This window comes from Clostridium collagenovorans DSM 3089, from assembly GCF_900130005.1.
GTDB lineage: Bacteria > Bacillota > Clostridia > Clostridiales > Clostridiaceae > Clostridium_D > Clostridium_D collagenovorans.
The window spans coordinates 12,703-33,454 of sequence record NZ_FQXP01000004.1 but is presented as its reverse complement, the minus strand read 5'-3'; the positions used below and the strand labels follow the sequence as shown (position 1 = coordinate 33,454).

22 protein-coding genes and 1 other annotated feature are annotated in these 20,752 nt (G+C 29.0%); of the genes, 7 read left to right on the top strand and 15 right to left on the bottom strand.

Going from position 1 to position 20,752, the window contains the following annotated elements; all coding sequences use genetic code 11:
• Positions 1-298: 298 nt before the first annotated feature.
• Together BUA48_RS04665 and BUA48_RS04660 are read right to left on the bottom strand one after the other, a co-directional pair.
• Positions 299-1,432, bottom strand: a complete 1,134-nt coding sequence (locus tag BUA48_RS04665; RefSeq protein WP_072830639.1) for a pyridoxal-phosphate-dependent aminotransferase family protein — start codon at positions 1,430-1,432, stop codon at positions 299-301.
• 14 nt (positions 1,433-1,446) lie between these two features.
• Positions 1,447-1,992: an ECF transporter S component gene (locus tag BUA48_RS04660; RefSeq protein ID WP_072830637.1), complete on the bottom strand. Its 546-nt coding sequence runs from the start codon at positions 1,990-1,992 to the stop codon at positions 1,447-1,449.
• Positions 1,993-2,551: 559 nt separating this feature from the next.
• On the opposite strand from BUA48_RS04660, the gene BUA48_RS04655 reads away from it, so the two are divergent.
• Together BUA48_RS04655 and BUA48_RS04650 are read left to right on the top strand one after the other, a co-directional pair.
• Positions 2,552-3,067, top strand: coding sequence for a transcription repressor NadR (locus tag BUA48_RS04655; protein WP_072830635.1), 516 nt, complete (start codon positions 2,552-2,554; stop codon positions 3,065-3,067).
• 149 nt (positions 3,068-3,216) lie between these two features.
• A complete protein-coding gene (locus BUA48_RS04650) occupies positions 3,217-3,786 on the top strand; it encodes an ECF transporter S component (protein ID WP_072830633.1) in 570 nt (189 codons plus the stop codon).
• 112 nt (positions 3,787-3,898) lie between these two features.
• Here the strand turns inward: BUA48_RS04650 and trpA are convergent, their stop codons facing one another.
• From trpA to BUA48_RS04610, 8 genes are all read right to left on the bottom strand, one after another.
• On the bottom strand, positions 3,899-4,669 hold the full coding sequence (gene trpA, locus BUA48_RS04645; RefSeq protein WP_072830631.1) for a tryptophan synthase subunit alpha: 771 nt from the start codon (positions 4,667-4,669) through the stop codon (positions 3,899-3,901).
• Between the two features lie 39 nt (positions 4,670-4,708).
• Entirely contained in the window at positions 4,709-5,887 is a 1,179-nt protein-coding gene (gene trpB / locus BUA48_RS04640; protein WP_072830629.1) for a tryptophan synthase subunit beta, read from the bottom strand.
• Complete coding sequence (locus BUA48_RS04635) at positions 5,877-6,509, bottom strand: phosphoribosylanthranilate isomerase (RefSeq protein WP_242944298.1); 633 nt, start codon at positions 6,507-6,509, stop codon at positions 5,877-5,879. The genes trpB and BUA48_RS04635 overlap by 11 nt, the downstream gene beginning before the upstream one ends.
• 31 nt (positions 6,510-6,540) lie before the next feature.
• Positions 6,541-7,341, bottom strand: a complete 801-nt coding sequence (gene trpC, locus BUA48_RS04630; RefSeq protein ID WP_072830625.1) for an indole-3-glycerol phosphate synthase TrpC — start codon at positions 7,339-7,341, stop codon at positions 6,541-6,543.
• Between the two features lie 30 nt (positions 7,342-7,371).
• Positions 7,372-8,385: an anthranilate phosphoribosyltransferase gene (trpD, locus tag BUA48_RS04625; protein ID WP_072830623.1), complete on the bottom strand. Its 1,014-nt coding sequence runs from the start codon at positions 8,383-8,385 to the stop codon at positions 7,372-7,374.
• Positions 8,372-8,953, bottom strand: coding sequence for an anthranilate synthase component II (locus BUA48_RS04620; protein ID WP_072830621.1), 582 nt, complete (start codon positions 8,951-8,953; stop codon positions 8,372-8,374). Before BUA48_RS04620 ends, trpD begins: the two co-directional genes overlap by 14 nt.
• A complete protein-coding gene (gene trpE, locus BUA48_RS04615) occupies positions 8,950-10,344 on the bottom strand; it encodes an anthranilate synthase component I (RefSeq protein ID WP_072830619.1) in 1,395 nt (464 codons plus the stop codon). The genes BUA48_RS04620 and trpE overlap by 4 nt, the downstream gene beginning before the upstream one ends.
• A gap of 120 nt (positions 10,345-10,464) precedes the next feature.
• Positions 10,465-10,785 (bottom strand) — a binding site (T-box leader).
• 162 nt (positions 10,786-10,947) lie between these two features.
• A complete protein-coding gene (locus tag BUA48_RS04610; RefSeq protein WP_072830617.1) occupies positions 10,948-11,430 on the bottom strand; it encodes a methylated-DNA--[protein]-cysteine S-methyltransferase in 483 nt (160 codons plus the stop codon).
• A gap of 234 nt (positions 11,431-11,664) precedes the next feature.
• Between BUA48_RS04610 and BUA48_RS04605 the strand changes: the two genes are divergently transcribed.
• Positions 11,665-12,369, top strand: coding sequence for a superoxide dismutase (locus tag BUA48_RS04605; RefSeq protein WP_084666078.1), 705 nt, complete (start codon positions 11,665-11,667; stop codon positions 12,367-12,369).
• A 57-nt stretch (positions 12,370-12,426) separates the two neighbouring features.
• On the opposite strand, the gene BUA48_RS04600 is transcribed toward BUA48_RS04605, so the two are convergent.
• From BUA48_RS04600 to BUA48_RS04590, 3 genes are all read right to left on the bottom strand, one after another.
• Entirely contained in the window at positions 12,427-13,449 is a 1,023-nt protein-coding gene (locus BUA48_RS04600) for a hypothetical protein (RefSeq protein WP_072830615.1), read from the bottom strand.
• A 337-nt stretch (positions 13,450-13,786) separates the two neighbouring features.
• Positions 13,787-14,611: a MerR family transcriptional regulator gene (locus BUA48_RS04595; RefSeq protein ID WP_072830613.1), complete on the bottom strand. Its 825-nt coding sequence runs from the start codon at positions 14,609-14,611 to the stop codon at positions 13,787-13,789.
• Between the two features lie 291 nt (positions 14,612-14,902).
• Positions 14,903-16,207 carry an MATE family efflux transporter gene (locus BUA48_RS04590; protein WP_072830611.1) on the bottom strand — a complete coding sequence of 435 codons (1,305 nt, stop codon included), beginning with the start codon at positions 16,205-16,207 and terminating at the stop codon, positions 14,903-14,905.
• A 285-nt stretch (positions 16,208-16,492) separates the two neighbouring features.
• Between BUA48_RS04590 and BUA48_RS04585 the strand changes: the two genes are divergently transcribed.
• Entirely contained in the window at positions 16,493-16,942 is a 450-nt protein-coding gene (locus tag BUA48_RS04585) for a GNAT family N-acetyltransferase (protein WP_072830609.1), read from the top strand.
• Between the two features lie 165 nt (positions 16,943-17,107).
• Here the strand turns inward: BUA48_RS04585 and BUA48_RS04580 are convergent, their stop codons facing one another.
• Both BUA48_RS04580 and BUA48_RS15325 read right to left on the bottom strand, forming a co-directional pair.
• Positions 17,108-18,676, bottom strand: a complete 1,569-nt coding sequence (locus BUA48_RS04580) for a BUD32 family EKC/KEOPS complex subunit (protein WP_072830607.1) — start codon at positions 18,674-18,676, stop codon at positions 17,108-17,110.
• A gap of 271 nt (positions 18,677-18,947) precedes the next feature.
• Entirely contained in the window at positions 18,948-19,175 is a 228-nt protein-coding gene (locus BUA48_RS15325) for a hypothetical protein (protein ID WP_143147664.1), read from the bottom strand.
• A 370-nt stretch (positions 19,176-19,545) separates the two neighbouring features.
• Between BUA48_RS15325 and BUA48_RS04575 the strand changes: the two genes are divergently transcribed.
• From BUA48_RS04575 to BUA48_RS16005, 3 genes are read left to right on the top strand one after another with little or no spacing between them, the layout of a single operon-like run.
• On the top strand, positions 19,546-19,881 hold the full coding sequence (locus tag BUA48_RS04575) for a transposase (protein ID WP_072830605.1): 336 nt from the start codon (positions 19,546-19,548) through the stop codon (positions 19,879-19,881).
• Positions 19,878-20,120: a hypothetical protein gene (locus BUA48_RS15985; protein ID WP_341465237.1), complete on the top strand. Its 243-nt coding sequence runs from the start codon at positions 19,878-19,880 to the stop codon at positions 20,118-20,120. The genes BUA48_RS04575 and BUA48_RS15985 overlap by 4 nt, the downstream gene beginning before the upstream one ends.
• Before the next feature lie 8 nt (positions 20,121-20,128).
• Positions 20,129-20,629 carry a DDE-type integrase/transposase/recombinase gene (locus BUA48_RS16005; RefSeq protein WP_423231108.1) on the top strand — a complete coding sequence of 167 codons (501 nt, stop codon included), beginning with the start codon at positions 20,129-20,131 and terminating at the stop codon, positions 20,627-20,629.
• The last annotated feature ends 123 nt before the right edge of the window (positions 20,630-20,752 follow it).

Genomic DNA, 20,752 nt, shown 5'->3' with positions numbered 1-20,752 from the left:
AAATTGAGGCTATGGCACTAAGAAGCATATACATCAACATATTTGTCATTGCAATTAATTTGCAACACTATGCTGTACATGAATTTATTAATACCTTAGCCTCATATAAATATATTTCTTCTTAATTTCTACTAAATATTTTTTCTATAATGCTCTATAAATTTTAGAACTAAATAAAACTATTTCTTCCCTATTATTTTATAACCATTCAAAATACTTTTCATATTATAAAGAACTTTATTTAAAATAATATATTAATTACAATTTTTAAAATCAACTTTCCTCTGAAACTACACCTTTATTTAATTGAGTTTTTAAAAACAATATGCAAATCCTTATTAAGTTTAAAGCCCAACTCTTTAAGCACAGTGTTTAATGCTTCTAAAGTAACATATAACTTATCTTCATAGCAATTTTCACCCATATGACCTATTCTTATTAACTTATCCTTTAGAAAGTCAAATCCTCCAGCTATTAATATATTATGCTCCTTTTGCATCTTATTAAATACATCTGAATAATTTACTCCCTCCGGAACCATAATAGCTGAAACTGTATTTGAAAAAGAATCCTTGGCAAATAACTCTAGACCACATTCTACAAAAGCTCTTCTACACGCCTCTGCATAAACTCTATGTCTTTCAGTAACATTCTTATCTTCTAATAGATTATCTAATGCTCTATCAAAACCATAAAGTGCACTTATAGGCTGAGTATATGGAAACCACTTATTTTCATACCAACCTTTCCAAATACCTAAATTAGTATAAAAACCTCTTACTGGCTCTTTTCTATTTTCAATAACCTCTAAGGCCTCATCACTTATACTTAAAAAACTTAATCCTGGTGCTGCTGAAATACATTTTTGAGAACCACCTAATACTACATCTATATTCCAATCATCCACATAGACTTCTTCTCCACCAATACTAGATACAGCATCCACAACAGTTATTATATTATACTTTTTAAGAAGCTTACATATCTCTTTAATTGGATTAGTCATAGCTGACGGTGTTTCACAGTGTACTAAGGTTGCAACTTTAAAATCATGCTTTTCTTTTAAATATTCTTCTATCTCATTGAAATTTAAACCTTTTCTTTTATCACCATGAATATAGTGAACATCTCCACCATAAATCTTTGCAAAGTCTCCAAATCCGTAACCAAAAATTCCATTTTCTATACATAAAACCTTGTCTCCAGTTTCTATTAAAGAAGCACAAGCTGCATCTAATCCTAGTATTCCTTCACCATCTAATACTAAAGTAGTATTTTTAGTGTGTAATATTTTTTTAAGTTTTTCACATATATTTTTGTAAAATTCATAAAATTCCAAATCTAAATCAGGATTAGTTATAGCTTTACTCATAGCCATTCTAACATTTTCTTTTATATAAGTTGGTCCTGGAGTCATTATTAATTTTTCCATTACACTCTTCCTCCTTATATTTCAGTAGCAATCTTTCTGTTTTTAAAACCTAATTTTAAAGAGACTGAAACTGGTACTGATAATGCTGTTCCAACAACACATTGCATTAAATTACCCCAAAGTGATTGAATTGGAGCTATCCAGTTTCCAAAAAGTATAACCTCTGAAATGTAATACCCACCTAACATGATTACACAAGCACTAAATAAACCTACTCCTGTATATATACTACCTTTTAATTTACTTTCTACTTTGATATTTGCAAAATGACCAATAATATATCCCATAGCAAATCTAATTACTAATGTAAAAGGTGCCCAAACTGCATATGGACTTGTAATATCAAACAATGCCATACCTACCCCACCAGATATTGCTCCTGCTCTCTTTCCAAAAACCATTGCTATAGTAAAGAACATTACGTTACCTAAGTGAAATAATCCACCTTCAGTTGGTCCTGGAATATTAATAAATCTTGTAGCAATATAAACTAATGCTATAAATAATCCATATATAGCAACCTCTCTGCCACTAAATTTCCCCTGTGAATTTTTTGCCATAATATATTTCCCCCAATACGTATTAAAATAATTAAGTGATACCATTCCTACCACACTTTAATATAATACTTTAATTTCGGAAAAAGACAAGTGTACCGATACATTTATATTCTTCAATATATATGCACATAATTTCACTTCAAAATAAATTTTAAAAAACTTAATTTGCTCACCTTATAATTGCTTTTCATATTCCAAAACTTTAAATATTGTTTTTATCTTAGTATTTCTTTTACTTAATAAACATAAGTTTTACTTTACATAAAAAAATAATATAAATCTTCTCTTATATTTAAATAAATTTTACTAAAATTCCTGTTTATATTTATAAAAATATTAAAATTTATATCAAACTTTAGATAATTAAGGTGTATTTTTTGGTATAATAATTATGAGTTTAACTAAATTAAGTTGCCATATTAGAACTATTTGTAAGGATTTAAAACATTTTAGAACTAACAGTATTATTTTTAAAATTGTTGATTATTATAATTTAACTGGGATTATATAAATATAAATTTTACTTATTCAATGTTAATTTTAAAAGGAGATGTAATTTATGAATTCAACGGAACGACGAAATAGCATTATAAAAATGCTAACAGAGTCATCAAATCCTATTAGTGGATTATACTTAGCAAATGAATTAAATGTGAGTAGACAAATTATAGTTGGTGACGTTGCTTTATTAAGAGCCTCTGGAGTAGATATCATTGCGACACCAAAGGGGTATATTTTAAATAAACAAAACTCTACAGAAGCATATTTAATAAAAACTATAGCTTGTAAACATTCAAGAGATGTAATTGAGGATGAACTTAATACAATAGTTGACGAAGGATCTACAGTTGTAAATGTAATAGTTGAACACCCTGTATATGGTCAATTAACTGGTGATCTTCATTTATCATCAAGACGTGATGTTGCGGAGTTTTTAAATAAAATGCACTCTGACGCTGTAAATCCACTATCTCAATTAACAGATGGTATACATTTACACACTATAAAGTGCAAAGATGAAAAAGAATATAATAATGTCTTAAAAGTTTTAAGAGATAAAAATTATTTACTATAAACTTAAATACATACTTATAAAAAGGATTATTTACTATAACCAAAGTAAATAATCCTTTTTTAATTAATTGTTGACAATATACCAAAAACATACTATTATGATTACAGATGTAAAGACACCTATCTTTATAGGTGCTTAGGGGGATTAATATGAATAAGACATTAAATACAAAAAAAATGGTTATAGCAGCCTTATTATGTGCTATTGGAATAGTAATTCCAATGTTTTCACCAATAAAAATTGTGCTTGAACCAGCATCTTTTACTTTAGCTAGTCATGTAGCAATATTTATTGCCATGTTTATTTCTCCATCCACTGCAATATTTGTGGCTATAGGAAGTGCTTTAGGCTTTTTACTTGGAGGTTTTCCTCTATTAGTAGTGCTAAGAGCATTTAGTCATGTAGTATTTGCTGGATTAGGTGCACTTTATATTCAAAAACATCAAAATACACTTTCAAACTGGAAAAGTGCAACGATTTTCTCCTTTGTAATTGCATTAATACATGCTATTGGAGAAGTTTTAATAGTAGCTCCATTTTACTTTGGATCATCACTTTCTCAAAGTTATTATAATAGTGGATTTGTAACTTCTGTAATGGGACTAGTTGGTTTAGGAACAATAGTTCATAGCATGGTTGATTTTACAATTTCAAAATATATTTGGGATGCTATTCCTAAAAGACTATTAAACAAAGAAGTAAGTAAAGTTGCATCTTAGTACATTAATTAAGCAATAATCTAAAAACCTTTATACAATAAATACTTACATTTTTAAGAGCATTCATTTAAATTATGAATGCTCTTTTACTTTATATTCAAACATAGAATTTCTAAAGTTCCTCATTTACATCTTTTAAAAACTTAATCACTTCTTCATTGCCCTTTAGCATCCTCTTTACAATAGCACTTCCTATTATTACTCCATCACAATTATTTTTTATTCTTGCAACAGTTTCTCTTGATGAAATTCCAAAGCCAACAAGTATAGGAATCTTAGTATATTCTCTTACTGTATTTAAATACTCGTGAATATTAGAGTTTACTGTACTTCTTTCTCCAGTTGTGCCATTGGTTGAAACACAATATACGAATCCTTTAGAGTTTTCAACTATTTTACTTATTCTTTCTTTTGAAGTTGGTGCTACCAAAGGTATTAAATATATATTATTCTCCTCACACTGTTTCATTAATTCAGCTCTTTCTTCTAGAGGAATATCAGGTACTATTAATCCATCCACTCCTTTTTCCATAGCTTCTTTTAAAAACCTTGCAACTCCATAACAATAAATAATATTATAGTATGTCATTAAAATCAGTGGAATCTCACAGGTATTTCTAACTAACTCCACACATTTGAAGACATCTTTAAGTTTTGTACCATTTTTTAAGGATCTACTATAAGATTCCTGAATAACTTCTCCATCTGCAAGTGGATCACTAAAAGGTACTCCAATCTCAACTATGTCCCCTCCAACCTCATAGATTTCCTTTATTAATTCTGCTGTATCTTCTATACTTACATCTCCACAAGTTACAAAGGGAACTAAAGCTTTTTTATTATTTTCTTTAAGTCTTTTAAATGCATTATCTATTCTATTCATTATCTTTACTCTCCTATAAATACTATCTAATTACTTAAACTATATTTCTTCTTCATTTAAATACTGAATAACAGTATCCATATCCTTATCCCCTCTACCTGAAAGATTTACTAAAATAATATTTGAGGAATCCAAGTTCTTAGCTAATTTTTTAGCATAGGCTATAGCATGAGAAGATTCTAAAGCAGGAACAATGCCTTCTCTCTTTGTTAAATATAAAAATGCCTCTATAGCTTCATCATCAGTTATGCTTTCATAGGTAGCACGTTTGATTTCATTAAGATAAGCATGTTCTGGTCCAATAGCCGGATAATCAAGCCCTGCAGAAACTGAATATGCCTCTTGAATTTCACCTTCTTCATCCCTTAATACATAAGTCATCATTCCATGTAGAATACCTCTTTCCTTCTTAGCCATGGTAGCTGCATGAGAATTACTCTCTACTCCCTTACCCCCACCTTCTATTCCTATAAGCTTTACTTCATCATCATTTATAAAAGGATAAAAAATTCCCATGGAGTTACTTCCCCCACCAACAGGAGCTAAAATATAATCTGGAAGTCTACCTTCCTTTTCTAATATTTGAGTTCTTGCTTCATCTCCTATTATTCTTTGGAAGTCTCTAACCATAGTTGGATAAGGATGCGGCCCTACAACAGAACCTATAACATAAAATGTATCATCAATATTACTAACCCAGTATCTAATAGCCTCATTAACTGCATCCTTTAATGTTTTAGTTCCACTTTTTACTGGTGCAACCTCTGCCCCTAAAAGTTCCATCTTCTTAACATTAAGAGCTTGCCTTTTTATATCCTCTTCTCCCATAAAAACTTTACATTCCATATCAAACTTAGCTGCAACTGTTGCTGTTGCAACTCCATGCTGCCCTGCTCCTGTCTCTGCTATAATCTTCTTCTTACCCATTTTCTTTGCAAGCAGTACTTGTCCAATAGCGTTATTGATTTTATGAGCTCCTGTATGATTTAAATCTTCTCTTTTTAAATAAACCTTAACCCCACCTAAGTCCCTAGACATATTTTCTGCATAGTATAAGGGATTCGGTCTTCCCGTATATTCTTTTAAATAATATCTATATTCCTCTTTAAACTTCTCATCTTCCATTGCCTTTTCATATTCTATTTCAAGTTCTATTAAAGCATTCATCAGTACCTCTGGAACATACTGACCACCAAAATCATTAAATCTACCCTTCATAATTACACCTCACTAATTCTATTAACCTCTTAATCTTTTCAAAGGATTTTACTCTTTCTCCCTTTTCATCTATAATTTCAACGCCTGAGGAAACATCAATTCCCTTTGGCTTTATAATCTCTATAGCCTTTAAAATGTTTTCTTCTTTAATTCCTCCAGCTAAAAATATATTTTCATTTAACTCTTTTTTATTAAATTTATCCCAAGGAAAGCACTCTCCACTTCCTGGATCTACTCCATCTAAAACTATGGCATTTACCTCTTCAATATAAGGACTTACTACTTCACCTTTTTTTCCTATAAAAATAGCCTTCCATATATGAATATCTTTTTTACATGAAGATTTTATTCTTTTTATAAAGTTCTCATCTTCATCACCATGTAATTGAACTACATCCAAATCAACCTTATCTAAAACCTGTAATATCTCTTCTGCGGAATTATTTCTAAAAACTCCAACTGATTTTATTGACTTATCTAGTTCTTTAATTAAAACTTTAGCTTTCTCAATACTTACCTTTCTTTTGCTCTCTGCAAATACAAATCCTATATAATCTGGCTTTAGAATATTAACATACTCTATTTCTTCAATTTTTCTTAAACCACAAATTTTCACCTTCATAATTCAGTGTGAACTTAAAGCAACCTATATCTTAAGAAGTCACTTTAAACTCCTTAAACCTCCTTATAAAAGATTCATTATCTATATTTCTCATAAACATTTCTCCAATAAGCACTCCATTTACACCTAAGCCCTTAATTATCTCTAAGTCCTCCACACTCTTCATACCACTTTCTGAAATTACAATTTTATTTTGTGGTATTTTATTTAATAAATTTTTTGTAGCGTCAAAGGAAGTTTCAAAGCTATGAAGATTACGATTGTTTATTCCTATAATTTCACAATCACATTTTAAAGCAAGCTCTAATTCTTCTTCATTATGAACCTCAACTAAAACATCTAAGTTAAATTTCTTAGCTTCACAATAAAACTTTTCTAAATCATCCTTTAAAACACTACATATTAGTAATATTGCATTAGCACCTAAAACCTTACTCTCATATATTTGATAAAAATCAACTATAAAATCCTTTCTTAAAATAGGTTTATTAATAAGTTTCTTTACCTCTAAAAGATTCTCATTGCTTCCTAAGAAAAAATCTTCCTCAGTTAAAACAGAACAAGCATCAACTTGCAGTTCTTCATAATAAGATGCAACCTTTTTTAAATTAAAATCCTCTACTATTATTCCTTTAGAGGGAGATGCTTTTTTAAATTCTCCTATAACAGAAAGATTTTTTCCACTTAAGGCCTCTTTAAAACTTAAATTTTTAAGCTTACTATCCTCTTTTAAAAGTTCTAATGCTTTACCATACATGCTCTCAAGTGAAGTTTCTCTTTTTCTTGCTTCTATACTTATTTTCTTTTTTCTTATAATTTCATCTAGTATCATTTGTCATCCCCCTATAAAAGAACATTCTTTCTAATTATTTCTTACTGATATTAATTGCTTATATTTTTCATAAGCTGCACCCGAATCCAATAGCTCCTCTGCCTTTTTTATACCTTCTTCAAGACTTTCAGCTTTTTTTCCTACATAAAGTGCTGCTCCACTATTTAAAACCACAATATCTCTTGCTGCTCCCTTTGAACCTTTTAATATATCTAATATTATTTCTGCATTTTCCTTAGGACTTCCACCTTGTATATCTTCAGGCCTTGATAATTTTATTCCAAAATCCTCTGGTGATATCTTATAGGATTTCATTTTTCCATCTTTAATTTCACAAATCTTAGTTGTGGTTGTGGTTGTTATCTCATCTAATCCATCATCTCCATGAACCACCATAGCTCTTTCTAAACCAAGATTTAATAATACTTCTCCTACTGTTTCAATTAAGTTTCCATCATATATTCCTAAAAGTTGTCCTTTTATTGGAGCAGGATTAACTAATGGTCCTATAAGATTAAATAAGGTTCTTGTAGCTAATTCCTTTCTTTCCTTAGCAACATTTTTCATAGCACTATGATAGTTAGGTGCAAATAAAAATGCCATTCCAATATCCTCTATTATTTTCTTACTTTCCATTGAATCTAGATCAACTGGAATTCCCAACTCTTTTAAAACATCCGCACTTCCACTTTGACTAGAAACAGCTCTATTACCATGTTTGGCTACTTTCACCCCTCCACTAGCTGCTACCATGGCAACTGCTGTAGAAATATTGAAGGTTTTACCCCCATCTCCTCCTGTTCCACAAGTATCTATTAAATTATCGTATTGCACATCTACTTGTGTCATATTATCTCTTAGGGCTTTTACTGCCCCTAAAATCTCCTCTGATGTTTCTCCCTTAACTCTCATTCCTACAAGGAAGGCGCCTATTTGTGCTGAGGTAGCTTCCCCCTTCATTATTTCATTTATAACAGCTCTTCCTTCATCTTCAGTTAAGCTTTCTCTTTCAACTATTTTTTTAATTGCATTATCTATAAACATTACAAATTACCTCCACAAAATTTTGTATAACTCTATTTCCCTTTGGCGTATATATTGATTCAGGATGGAATTGAACACCATATACCCTATGCTCCTTATGTCTTATAGCCATAATTTCATTATCATCAATACTTTCACCTATAATCTCTAAACACTCTGGTAAAGACTCTCTCTCAACTACTAAAGAATGATATCTCATAGCATCAAATCTTCTGCTAATTCCTTCAAAAATCTCATTACCCTTTACCTTAATCTTCGAACTCTTTCCATGAATTATATTTTTTGCCTTTACTACCTTTCCACCATAAGCCATAGCTATAGCTTGTTCACCTAAACAAATTCCTAAAATAGGAATCTTATCTCCTAAAGCTTTTATTATATCTAGAGTCTTTCCAGCCTCTTCTGGTCTTCCTGGCCCTGGGGAAATAACAATTCCCTTTGGATTTAATTTAACTAACTCCTCTACATCTATTTCATCATTTCTGAAAACCTTCACCTCTGTAAGCTCACCTAAATATTGATATAAGTTAAATGTGAACGAATCATAATTATCTATTAAAACTATCATCTTAATGCCTCCTTTAATACAAGTAATTTATTTTCTATTTCTTCTGCCTCTTTCTCTGGTATAGAATCATAAACAATTCCTGCTCCTGCTTGTAAATAAGCTATTTTATCCTTTAATACTAAAGTCCTTATTGCTATACTCATGTCCATATTTCCACCATAAGAAAAATAACCTACAGCTCCAGAGTAAAGACCTCTTTTTACATCCTCTAATTCTTCTATTATTTCCATAGCCCTTATTTTAGGAGCTCCTGATACAGTTCCTGCTGGCAAACAAGCCTCTAGAGCTTCAAAACAATTTTTACCCTCTTGTAATTTTCCTTTAACCTTAGAAGTTATATGCATAACATGTGAAAACTTTTCAACCTGCATAAATTCACTTACCTCTACAGTTGAAAATTTACTAACCTTTCCAATATCATTTCTTCCTAAGTCAACTAACATAACGTGTTCAGCTAATTCCTTTTCATCCTCTAAAAGATCTTTAGCTAATATTTTATCTTCTAAATTATCTTTACCTCTTCTTCTTGTACCTGCTATTGGATTAGTAATAACCTCATCATCCTTAACCGAAACAAGAATTTCTGGGGAAGATCCTATTACTTGATATTCTTCATAATCTATATAAAACATATATGGAGAAGGGTTTTCTTCTCTTAACCTTCTGTATATTTCAAAGGGTGATTTTTCTGTTTCACAATACATTCTTTGTGAAAGCACTACTTGAAATATATCTCCATTCACTATATACTCCTTAGCTTTTTCAACTCTTTTTATGAATTCTTCTCTCGGTATAGCAAGCTTTATTTCTCCTAATTCCTCATGGATAATATCAATAAAAGAATCCTTTACTGATTCAAGCAATCCCTTATAATACTCTCTTTGATCCCCTATTACCTCTTCATAGGTTCTGGAATCATCTTCAAAAATATTATCCACAACATAAACCTTATGAGTAAAGTTGTCGTAACAAATATATCTTTTATAAAAACTAAAATTTATTGATGGAATCTTAAGCTCGTCCTTATTTTTGAAATTTAATTTTTTCTCATATAAAGCTATAGCATCATATCCTATATATCCTACTGCCCCACCCTTAAATGAAAATAAGTTACTATCATTTTCAAAAGCTATACTAGCTTCCTTTTTAATTTGCTCTAGCTCATTTTCGGTATCTCCTTTTACTACTAAATAAGGATTCTCTGAAATATAAGAATATCTCCCAAAATGATTTTCTTTACTTCCACTTTCTAATATGAACTTTCCTTTTCCACTCATACCCTCAAAAATTCTTATTGCACTTACATTATCTCCTCTAAATTCACTTATAACTGAAAATACCTTCTTACTAAGCTTCTTCTCTATAAATTCATTTTCTGAAATATTTATCATGTTTATATCCCCCTTATATACGATAGCTAAAGATCTTATTGAGCCCTAGTACCACTCTTACGAATATTACAGCATAACATTATTTTTATTTTTAAATAAAAAAAGAGCCACTTCATCCTATAATGGGACGAAGTGACTCGTGGTGCCACCCATTTTGTATAACTTAAATTTCATTGTAATAAAAAAGGTACTTCATCCTAACTAGGACGAAATACCACAATTTCGCAATGCCACCTAAGTACATATTCTTCATCAGGTACGGATTTGTAAAAACTCCTCGATACCCTGTCCTTTTAACGGTAGACCTCCGTACCTTCCTACTATAATTCAAAAAGTCACCTCAAAGACCCATTCAATAATAGCTACAGTATTTGGCTCGCACCTACCCAAACTCGCTGGAACTAAACTCCATTACCTACTCTCTCTTTTCAAAGGTTTTAATATATTAATCTAATTATATGAATAGTGAAAAAGATTTGCTAATCTCATATTTGCTTATTTTTTACCATTATATGAAATTATACTTAATTTATTCTATTTTCCTTTGTTTTTTTCAGTTTTATAACTTTTTATTATATAAATGCTAATTTTTTCTTTATATCTTCAATAGATTTTAGTACTGAAATTCTTCTCTAACTTTAACAATTTTTCTTTTATATGTATCCCACCTAAATATCCAACTAATTTTCCTTTACTTCCTATAACCCTATGACAAGGAATAAAAATTGGTATTGGATTTTTATTGTTAGCAGAGCCAACCGCCCTTGATGCTTTATCATTTCCTATATTTATAGCTATCTCTTTATAACTTCTAGTCTCTCCATAGGGTATATTACAAAGTTCTTCCCATACCTTATTTTGAAATTCAGTCCCCAAGGGTTTTAAAGGTAATTTAAATTCTCTTCTCTCCCCTCCTAAAAACCCCTTTAACTGAATATACGCTCTCTTTATTAATTCACTTTCTTTAACTTCATAATCCTCTAATTTATAACTTATATTTTCAAAAGTCACCTTTGTGATATATCCATTTTCTTCTGCAATTCCTATCTTACCTATATCAGTATCATAAAAAAATATATTTTTCATTTTCCCTCCAATTAAACTCATACTTTATTTCTTAACATAAAAATCTATATTTAAGATAATTATCTAACTGTCTTTCCTAATAGACCTCTAAAATATATAAGAGTAAGTATATTTTTTAATACAACCTATACTTTGTATATCTTTTTCCCTTTTAGAAATATATACCTATAAAATTAATACAACTTTTTCTTCAATTAATATCATACTATAAATAATTTAATAGGAGGTATTTTTATGAGAAAGAAAATATGTTTTTTTATATCTATATTTTTTATTTTTAGTTTCTGTATAAGTTCCGTTTATGCAATGGATTTTTCATCACAAAAAAAATTCACATTAAAGCCATTGCCTTATGCCTATGATGCTCTAGAACCATACATAGATAAAGAAACTATGATACTGCATCATGATAAACATGAAGGTACTTATGTAGATAACTTAAATAAAGCTCTAGATAAACATCCTGAATTGTATTCAAAAGATATTGAATTTTTATTAAAGAACTTAGATTCCATACCACAAGATATTAGACAAAGTGTAATAAATAATGGTGGTGGAGTATACAACCATGATTTTTTCTGGAGTATAATGACTCCAACTAAAAATGAAGATCCTAATGGTAAATTAAAAGATTCTATAATTAAAGATTTTGGTTCCATTGATAATTTTAAAAACAAATTTAAAGAGGCAGCTTTAAATAGATTTGGCTCTGGTTGGGCATGGCTTGTTTCTGATAAAAATGATAAACTTTCTATTATATCAACAGCTAATCAAGATTCCCCTATATCTCAAAATCTAACACCTATTATTGGTATAGATGTATGGGAACACGCTTACTACCTTAAATATCAAAATAGACGTAGTGATTATATTGATAACTGGTGGAACATTGTAAATTGGAACCAAGCAGAAGAAAACTACATTCAAAGAAATAACTAACATCAAAAGGCTATTTCACTAAATATTTAATAAATATTCGTGAAATAGCCTTTCATTTTACTGTTTATATATGATATTTTCTCCCAAGCTCTGTTCAAAATAGTTCTCATTTATCTTCATGACTTCATACTCATTGACTTCAGTATATATTCTATCCCCTATAACTTGCTTCTTAAGCCTTGAATTATATTCATTTAACTTATATAGTTTCTCTTTATCTGCATCATAAAAATAATTTCTATAAACTATTTTTCCATTATCTAAATACACGTTTTCATTAGAATTTGCATTGCTTAGAATTATATTAGTATTTAAATCGAAATCTACTTGTACAAAATTTAATCCGTTTTCTTCTTTCTTACAAGTATACACCTTATCCTTGTATATTTCTAAGGGCCCAGTAAAGTCAGTTCCACTATTAATGATTTCCTTAGTATTAATATCTTGAATATAAAGCTTATAATCTACTAAATAAGCAACCTTCTCTTCATATATAGAAAGAGGTATGTTCTGACAAGCTTCATTTAATTCTAATAATTTTACTACTTCCTTTGTATTAATATCCTTAACTGCTATAACAGTTTTGTTTTTCCAATTATGATATGCATATACAATCTTATCATCATAGATTTTATAACTCACTATTTTGAATACTTCATCTTCAACATCTGTTTTATCTAACAAGATATTAGTCTCATTATTTTCAGTGTTAATTCCCATAATTTTTTGATTTTCAGCATCATTTATCAATATCCAGTTACTTAAACCATTTGCATTTTCTATGACCATAGGATATTCTTTTGAAGAAAAGTTTAATTTATGTTCTTGTTTTATATCATTATTCTTATCATAAGCTATTAACTTAACATTCTCAAAATTATCTACAAATTCCTTTGTATCATTATTTTTTAAAACATAATAGTAATCATCATTATATCCCACAGACTTTATTGATTTACGCTCCCTATCTACTGATCTTTCCTTATATGTTTGTACTGCACTTACTCCATAAATTAAAGCTATTCCTATAAAACAAGTCATTACTATATTGTCTATTACACCTTTTTTACACTTAGACATGAAAATCCCCTCCTAATATAGTTTTGACCTTAAACCTTATGGTAAAACCTAATCATTCCATTATATAATACAATAAAATATAATAAATTCCTAGTTTTTCTTATTATTTCAAGCACAAAAGACTATACCTTCAAATTATTTTTAAAGTTATAGTCTTTTATTTTTATATGAACTCTTTATATTTCTGTATAGTTTCCTACTTTGTATATTTTAAAAACCTAAAATATCTAGTTTTCAGCAGAATTTTTCTCAAGATTTGCAATTATTTTTAGTTTTATCTAACTTACTAAATAAATTCTTAAGGTAGATAATTAGTTGAAACTTATATATAGTTCTTTTAAGTGTTTTTAATTAATATTTCTACTTGAGCTAGGGATTTATCTTTACCATCATTTCCCACTCTAGTCATTATGTATACTTCGTAAAAATCTCCTTGAACCTCTATATTATGTTGCTCAATATAATCCATAATTATATTGAAATACTTTCTATTCTCTTCATAACTATCATCAAAATATAAAGTAAGATAATCCCCTTCAGGTAAAGTTACTACATTTTTTTCATTATGCGGAGTATCCTTTATTATGTTAAGAAGTAAACTATCGTATTTTAATTCTTCACCATTTTTAACTTGGCTATAAGAGGTTACAAAGGCTAGCTCAGATATAAAGCTACTATACTTTTTCTCCATATCAAGCAAAGCTTTTCTCAAGTTCATTTCAAATTCATCTGTAAACCTAGAACCATAGTTATATTTTATATAATTTCTTTCTTTATTATGTTTTATGAAAACCTCATTGAACCCTTTATTTAAGGAATCCTTTATTCTATTTTCAAGATAGCTTATATTATTTTTTATATTACTTAATTCTCTTATTTTTTCATCTATTACTTTTTCTTGTTTACTCAAAATACTTATTACAGATTCTAGAGATGTATAATTGCCTATGAGTTCTTTTATCTCATCTAGAGATAATCCCATAGCCTTACACTGCTTTATTAAATCAATAGCAATAAAATGCTTTATTGAGTAATACCTGTATCCTGTTTTTTCATTTGTATAAGTAGGTCTTAGCAAACCTATTTTGTCATAGTGCCTTAAAGTTTGAATAGAAATATTACTTAACTTTGACATCTCTCCAATGGAAATATATTTACTCAATTTATCACCTCTTTACTCTTCACCTATAAGAATTAATCATATTTTTTATACCTTATAAATAACTGTTCCAAAATATTTTAATTTTTTATTACTCAAATTTTAGCATATAATTTTTACTCTTTTTTTAATTTCACATTATATAATACCATAAAAAAATATAATGTAACAAAGTTTAGCTTATAAAAATTATAAAATAAAATACTGTTGTACATAGAAGGATTTCCTACATATAACAGTATTTATATATTTTAAATACTTTATAAAATTTTATACTTATTATTTATCTAATTACTACTCTCCTATAGCTTTTGTAGTACAACTTCTTATATTTGCTATAAATAACATAACTATAAGAGTTACAACCTCAGCACTTAATACTCCAGCCCATATTCCTGTTATACCAAATAACTTAGCTAATATAATTAAACATACTGGCAAGAATACAACTGATCTGAATATACAAATCATATTTGAGAATCTTGGCATCTCAATAGCTTGATAATATACAACTGTATTTAAGTTTAATCCTGCTATAAAGTAACCTAAGATTGCTATTCTTAGCCCAGTATAAGTTAACTCTACAATACTAGCATCGTTAGTAAATATACCTATTAACTCTCTACCAAATACGTAACATACAAATGTAAAGGCTGCTGTTACTAGAATTGATGATATACAATTTATCTTATAATAACCAAGCATCTTTTTCTCATCTTTTTTACCAAAATTAAAGCTTATTAATGGTTGAGCTCCAAAAGTTAAGCCTAATAAAACCATGTATGCGTTAGTAGTTATATAGTTTATTATGCTATAAGCTGATATTCCTATTTCTCCTACAAATCTAGCTAATGTTAAGTTATGAAGTAATACTATAACTGAAAAGCTAGCCTGTGAAAGAAATGATGGAATTCCTATTACGCAAAATTCCTTAATACTTTCTTTTTCTAATTTTACATTTCCAAAGCTTAAGTTACCTTTTTTCTGAATGAAGTGAGGTAATAATATAACAACTGTTATTATTTGTCCTAATCCTGTTGCTATAGCTGCTCCCTTTATTCCTAAACCAAATGTAAAGATAAATAGATAGTCTAATATAATATTCGTTACAGCACCAGCTATTGTTGATACCATAGCTAACTTAGGTTTATTATCATTTCTAACAAAACTATTAAGTACTATACCGATTAAGTTAGGTATACAAAATATACCGTAATATCTAAGATACTCTACAGCCAATTCATGTAAATTCTCTGTAGATCCTAGTAGTTTTACAATTGGGCCTGTAAATACTACACATATTACTGTTATAATACCACTTATAATTAAAAGAAATTTAAACACTTGTCTAAATATATTTATAGCTTTATCTACGTCTCCAGCACCTACATTTTTAGATACTAAAGCACCACCACCAACTGCAAGCATACTAGCCATACCAAATAACATTACTGTAAATGGCAACACTATATTTACTGCAGCTAAGGCTGAACTTCCAACACCTTGCCCTACAAATATTCCATCAATAACTGTATATAAAGAGGAAACAAACATTGCTAAGGCAGATGGAACGGCATATTTTAAAAATTGTTTTACCATTATTAAACCCCCTGCTTCAAAAATTCGACAAGCTTTATTATAAACTCTATAGTAACTATAGAGTCAACCTAATTTGCAAAAATATTTTCAAGGAAATTTTCTATTACTGGTGATTTTTCAAAACCACGCTTAATAATTCTTAGTTGGAGCAACTCTTTAACTACATTGAATAGATATTTACTAAACATATTATATTTATTTCAAAATTTTAGTTATAATATACATATAATAATTTACAATAATATTAGAGTGTCAACTAGTAATTAAAGTGTAAAGGAGAATATCATGTTTGAATTTAAGGAGAAATTTGATGAATTAACTAATGATAAGGTTCACTTAAAAATAATCGAAAAATTTCCAGGCGATGATATTATGATACCTTTTTATTATTATGATATATATGAAAATAAATACAATGAAAAAGTTGGTAAAATAAGCATTAGAATAGGTTATAACTATCATTCCTATTATAATGGACATATAGGTTATGAAATTGATGAAAAATTTAGAGGAAATAATTATTCACTTTATGCATCTCGTATAGTTTTACAAGTAGCAAAAGAGCATGGAATGAAGTCAATTAATTTATCATGCAAGGAATCAAATATAGCATCAAGAAAAATAATTGAATATTTAGGATGTAAATTAATAGAAATAATTGATGTACCTAAAGAATATTTTGGTTGGTATGACGGCATAGAGAAGCAATGCATATATGAATTGATATTAAAATAATATTACTTACAACTTCTGTGTTTAAGAATGTAAGCGTCAAAGTTTTGACGTCTTTAATATCTTCAAAAAAAGTATTAAAAATCCTAGTAAGACAATGCCATAGCTTTACTAGGATTAATTTTATTTCTTTACTTTAATTTTCATATTTTCAGGCATTTTATCTCACTAAGTCATAAGATATTCTAGATTTTTACTGTCTTTTATGTCTATCCTTGATAAATTTGAAATGCAACTATAAAAATGATTAATAATGCACTTAATAAAGTTTAATTCAAAACATTTATCATTAAAATCTACTAAATTGTTAATGTGAATATTATAAAGCTCACCTTCGATTAATTTATTTTCATAGTTTTGTATAGCATCCTCTAATATATTAAGAATTTGAACGAAACATTGCTGTTCTTTTGCAGCTAATAATATTTGCGTTATCTTTCTATCATATTCAAACCCTAAATAATGATCTATCTTAAAGCCAGTATAAAGAGGATACTTTATTTTATTAGATGAATCTTCAAAAAAAGGAAATCTAATCTCCATAATTTCAAGCTCTAATTTGTTGTATTGCGCCATATCAGGCTCTTTTTCTCCCCTTATTTCAAGTATGGCTATAAAATCTGGCTTAGGTTTATGTAGTGTTATTTGTATACCAGGCTCCGTACACCATTCTTTTGGAACAAAATATCCTTTGAAGCATTCTTCAATTTCTTCTCTAGAGCAAACTGCTCCAAATTCTTCAACACACATTGGACCTCTGCAATGATTTTTTCTCTCTGATAATGTTACAACATGATCAAGTATTTCAGTTTTTTCAAAGTCTAAAAGAAAATACTCTCTTGAATCTTGATTTTCTCTGATAATTATATTTCTAGGAGCCAAATCTCCCCATAGAATTCCTTTACTATATAGTGTATCTAGTATAGCTCTTACATCATTAAGATAAGATGATCGAAGAGAAAGATCATGTATATTTAGGAGAATCTCTTCTAATGTATGTCCATCTATAAATCTTGACATAGAATAGAATTTTTGACTTTCAACATCAGCAAATACAATAAGTGGTCTTACAACCTTCATTATAGACTTTTTATTTGACAACTGAATGTATGAATCCTCCTCATCTAAATGCAATATTTTAATGAGCGATAATATATTACTTTGTTCTTTTAAAAATTTACCTTTCTTATTTGGATTATTACATTTTGTAACCACTGTACAATCATTATCCAAAATAATTGATTTAACTAATCCTCTTCTTACAAGTGAATTAACCCCAGGTAAATCATAATGACTATTGATAAATGAGGACATTTCTCCTAGAACCTCGTTAAATAGCACTTCAAACTGTTTACGTATTGTTAAAGAAGAAGTAAAAGTAATAACTCCCTTTGATAATCCATTAGAAAAAACCTCTTCAATAGTATCCACAAATACTAATTTTTTTGTTAAATTATTGATTTGTGGAAATTGTTTTTTAAACATGATTTGATTAAAATATTTTCTTTTTTCTTTGCTTATACAAATATCCTTTATAGCTTCTAATAGCTCAATGTCTTTTTCTTTTAAAGCATATAAATAAGGACCCAATATTCTAAAATCCTCATTTTTTAATAATTCATATATTTGTGATTCTTCTCCATTATTTTCAAGAATTGCTTCCATTATTTTATCTAAGATTTTTCTTGAATTCAGGTTATCATAATAAGAAAATGAATTACTATATAGTGTTTCCATAACTTAATCTCCTAACTTCCATAGTTTATTACTTTATTGATATTTAATTGAGATATATTCTGATAACTCTTCAACCTATATATTTTAGCTCAAAAATTAATTATATTTTTATAGTTATCTTATCGTAACTGCTTTTGATAATGAAGGAGGCTTATCAATTTTTCTTACTTATTACTCCTAATATAAACGTAGATTTGGCAGAAAATCCAAGTTTATATATGCACATTATACTATGTATTTTTATTCTATAAAAGTATTAATATTGTATTTTTTAAATGAAACACTTTACATGAATTTTTGTATTTAAATACTCTATATCATTTTTTTCATGATATTCTATAACTATTTTATCATTTAGCATATCTCTATCTCCTATAACTATTGACTTTATTCTTCTTAATAGACTTTCTTCCAAAGTCTTAATTGTTTCATTTTGTAGGTCAATTAATTCTCCTATCATATAACCATGTAATGTGATTACTCGTCTTGTAAGCGTCAAAGTTTTGCCTGTTTTCAGGTATTTTATCTTACCAAACCATAAGAACTTCTAGATTTTTATTACCTTCTATGTCTAGCCTTGATAAATTATCAAAGAGATAAATTACATATATTTCTGCAACATCATTGTCTAATTATCTATACATAAGTAAACCTCCAATTGATAACTGTTACTTAAGTTTACCAATTGGAGCTAATGGTTTCTAGGTGCTTAATTTTAACACTTACTTATAAACTATCCTCTTATTGTATTTATTAAATAGTGTACACGCTAATATCTAATGATATTACTCTGATGTTGTATAAATAAAGTTGACACCTTATTCTCGTATAAGTCAAAATATAATTAAGAGAATAAGGAGGTGCTTATCATGGCACAAAAACGTTATGACCAGGATTACAAAATTCAAGCAGTAAAGCTAGCCAAGGAAATTGGTATTAATAAAGCAGCAAAAGAAATAGGAGTTGCTCCAAGCACAGTAAATGGATGGGTAAAAGCTTCCAAGGAAGGCATGTTAGATTTAGGAATTGGATCTCAATCGCCTGATAGTGCCCTTACACTTACGGAAGAGCTTATAGCTTTGAAAAAGCAAGTTAAAGAACAGAACAAGGAAATTAAAAGGTTAAAAGAAGAAAATGAATTTCTTGAAGAAGCAAGCGCTTTTTTCGCAGCGAGCCGTCTGAAGTCAGCAAGAAATCGCGAATGAGCTTTATAGCAACTAAGACTAATGATGGCCTGATTAAAGGGAAAATAGCATTTTACTGCAGAATGCTTAAAGTTAGCCGTCAAGACTTCCATAATTACCTTATAAATAAAGATAAGCCTTGGAAGTATGCGTCTCTTGCTAAAGAAATGGTGAAAATCCATTCTGAGGATGAATATAATGATACCTACGGAAGAGTGCGTATGCACCAAGCTTTGATTTTAAAGCAACTGAGCCTCTAAAAAAAGCTATAACAGATATAACTGAAATAAAGGCAAAGGATGGAAAACTTTATGTATCAGCAATTTTTGATTGCTATGATTTAGCTGTTCTTGGACTTGCAATAGATACAAATATGAAAGCTACACTGTGTGTAAATACTCTTGATAATGCGTATAAAGCATATCCAAAGCTCAAGGGTGCTATTATACACTCTGACAGGGGTACACAGTACACCAGCAAAGAATACCGCAAGGTAATAAGTAAATATGGTATACAGCAAAGCATGAATAGTGATGGTGGAAGATGTCATGATAATGCAAGATGCGAAAGCATGTGGGCTAGGATGAAGGAAGAATTACTGTATGGACGTTATAATACTAAAGAAATGACTGTTGAAGAACTTAAGATTCTTATATGGCGCTACTTCATCAGTTATTGGAACAACAGGAGGATCTGTTCTGTCAATAGAGGACTACCTCCTATGATTAAGAGACATAGGTACTATCAATCTCTAAATACAGCTGCCTAGTAACAACCTATACGAGAAAAAACTGTCAAGTAATATTGACAATATCAATGCGACGATATCCATCAATCAATTCAGCTAAAGTATAAGTTATTTCAATCCACGCACCCGTAAAGGATGCGACTC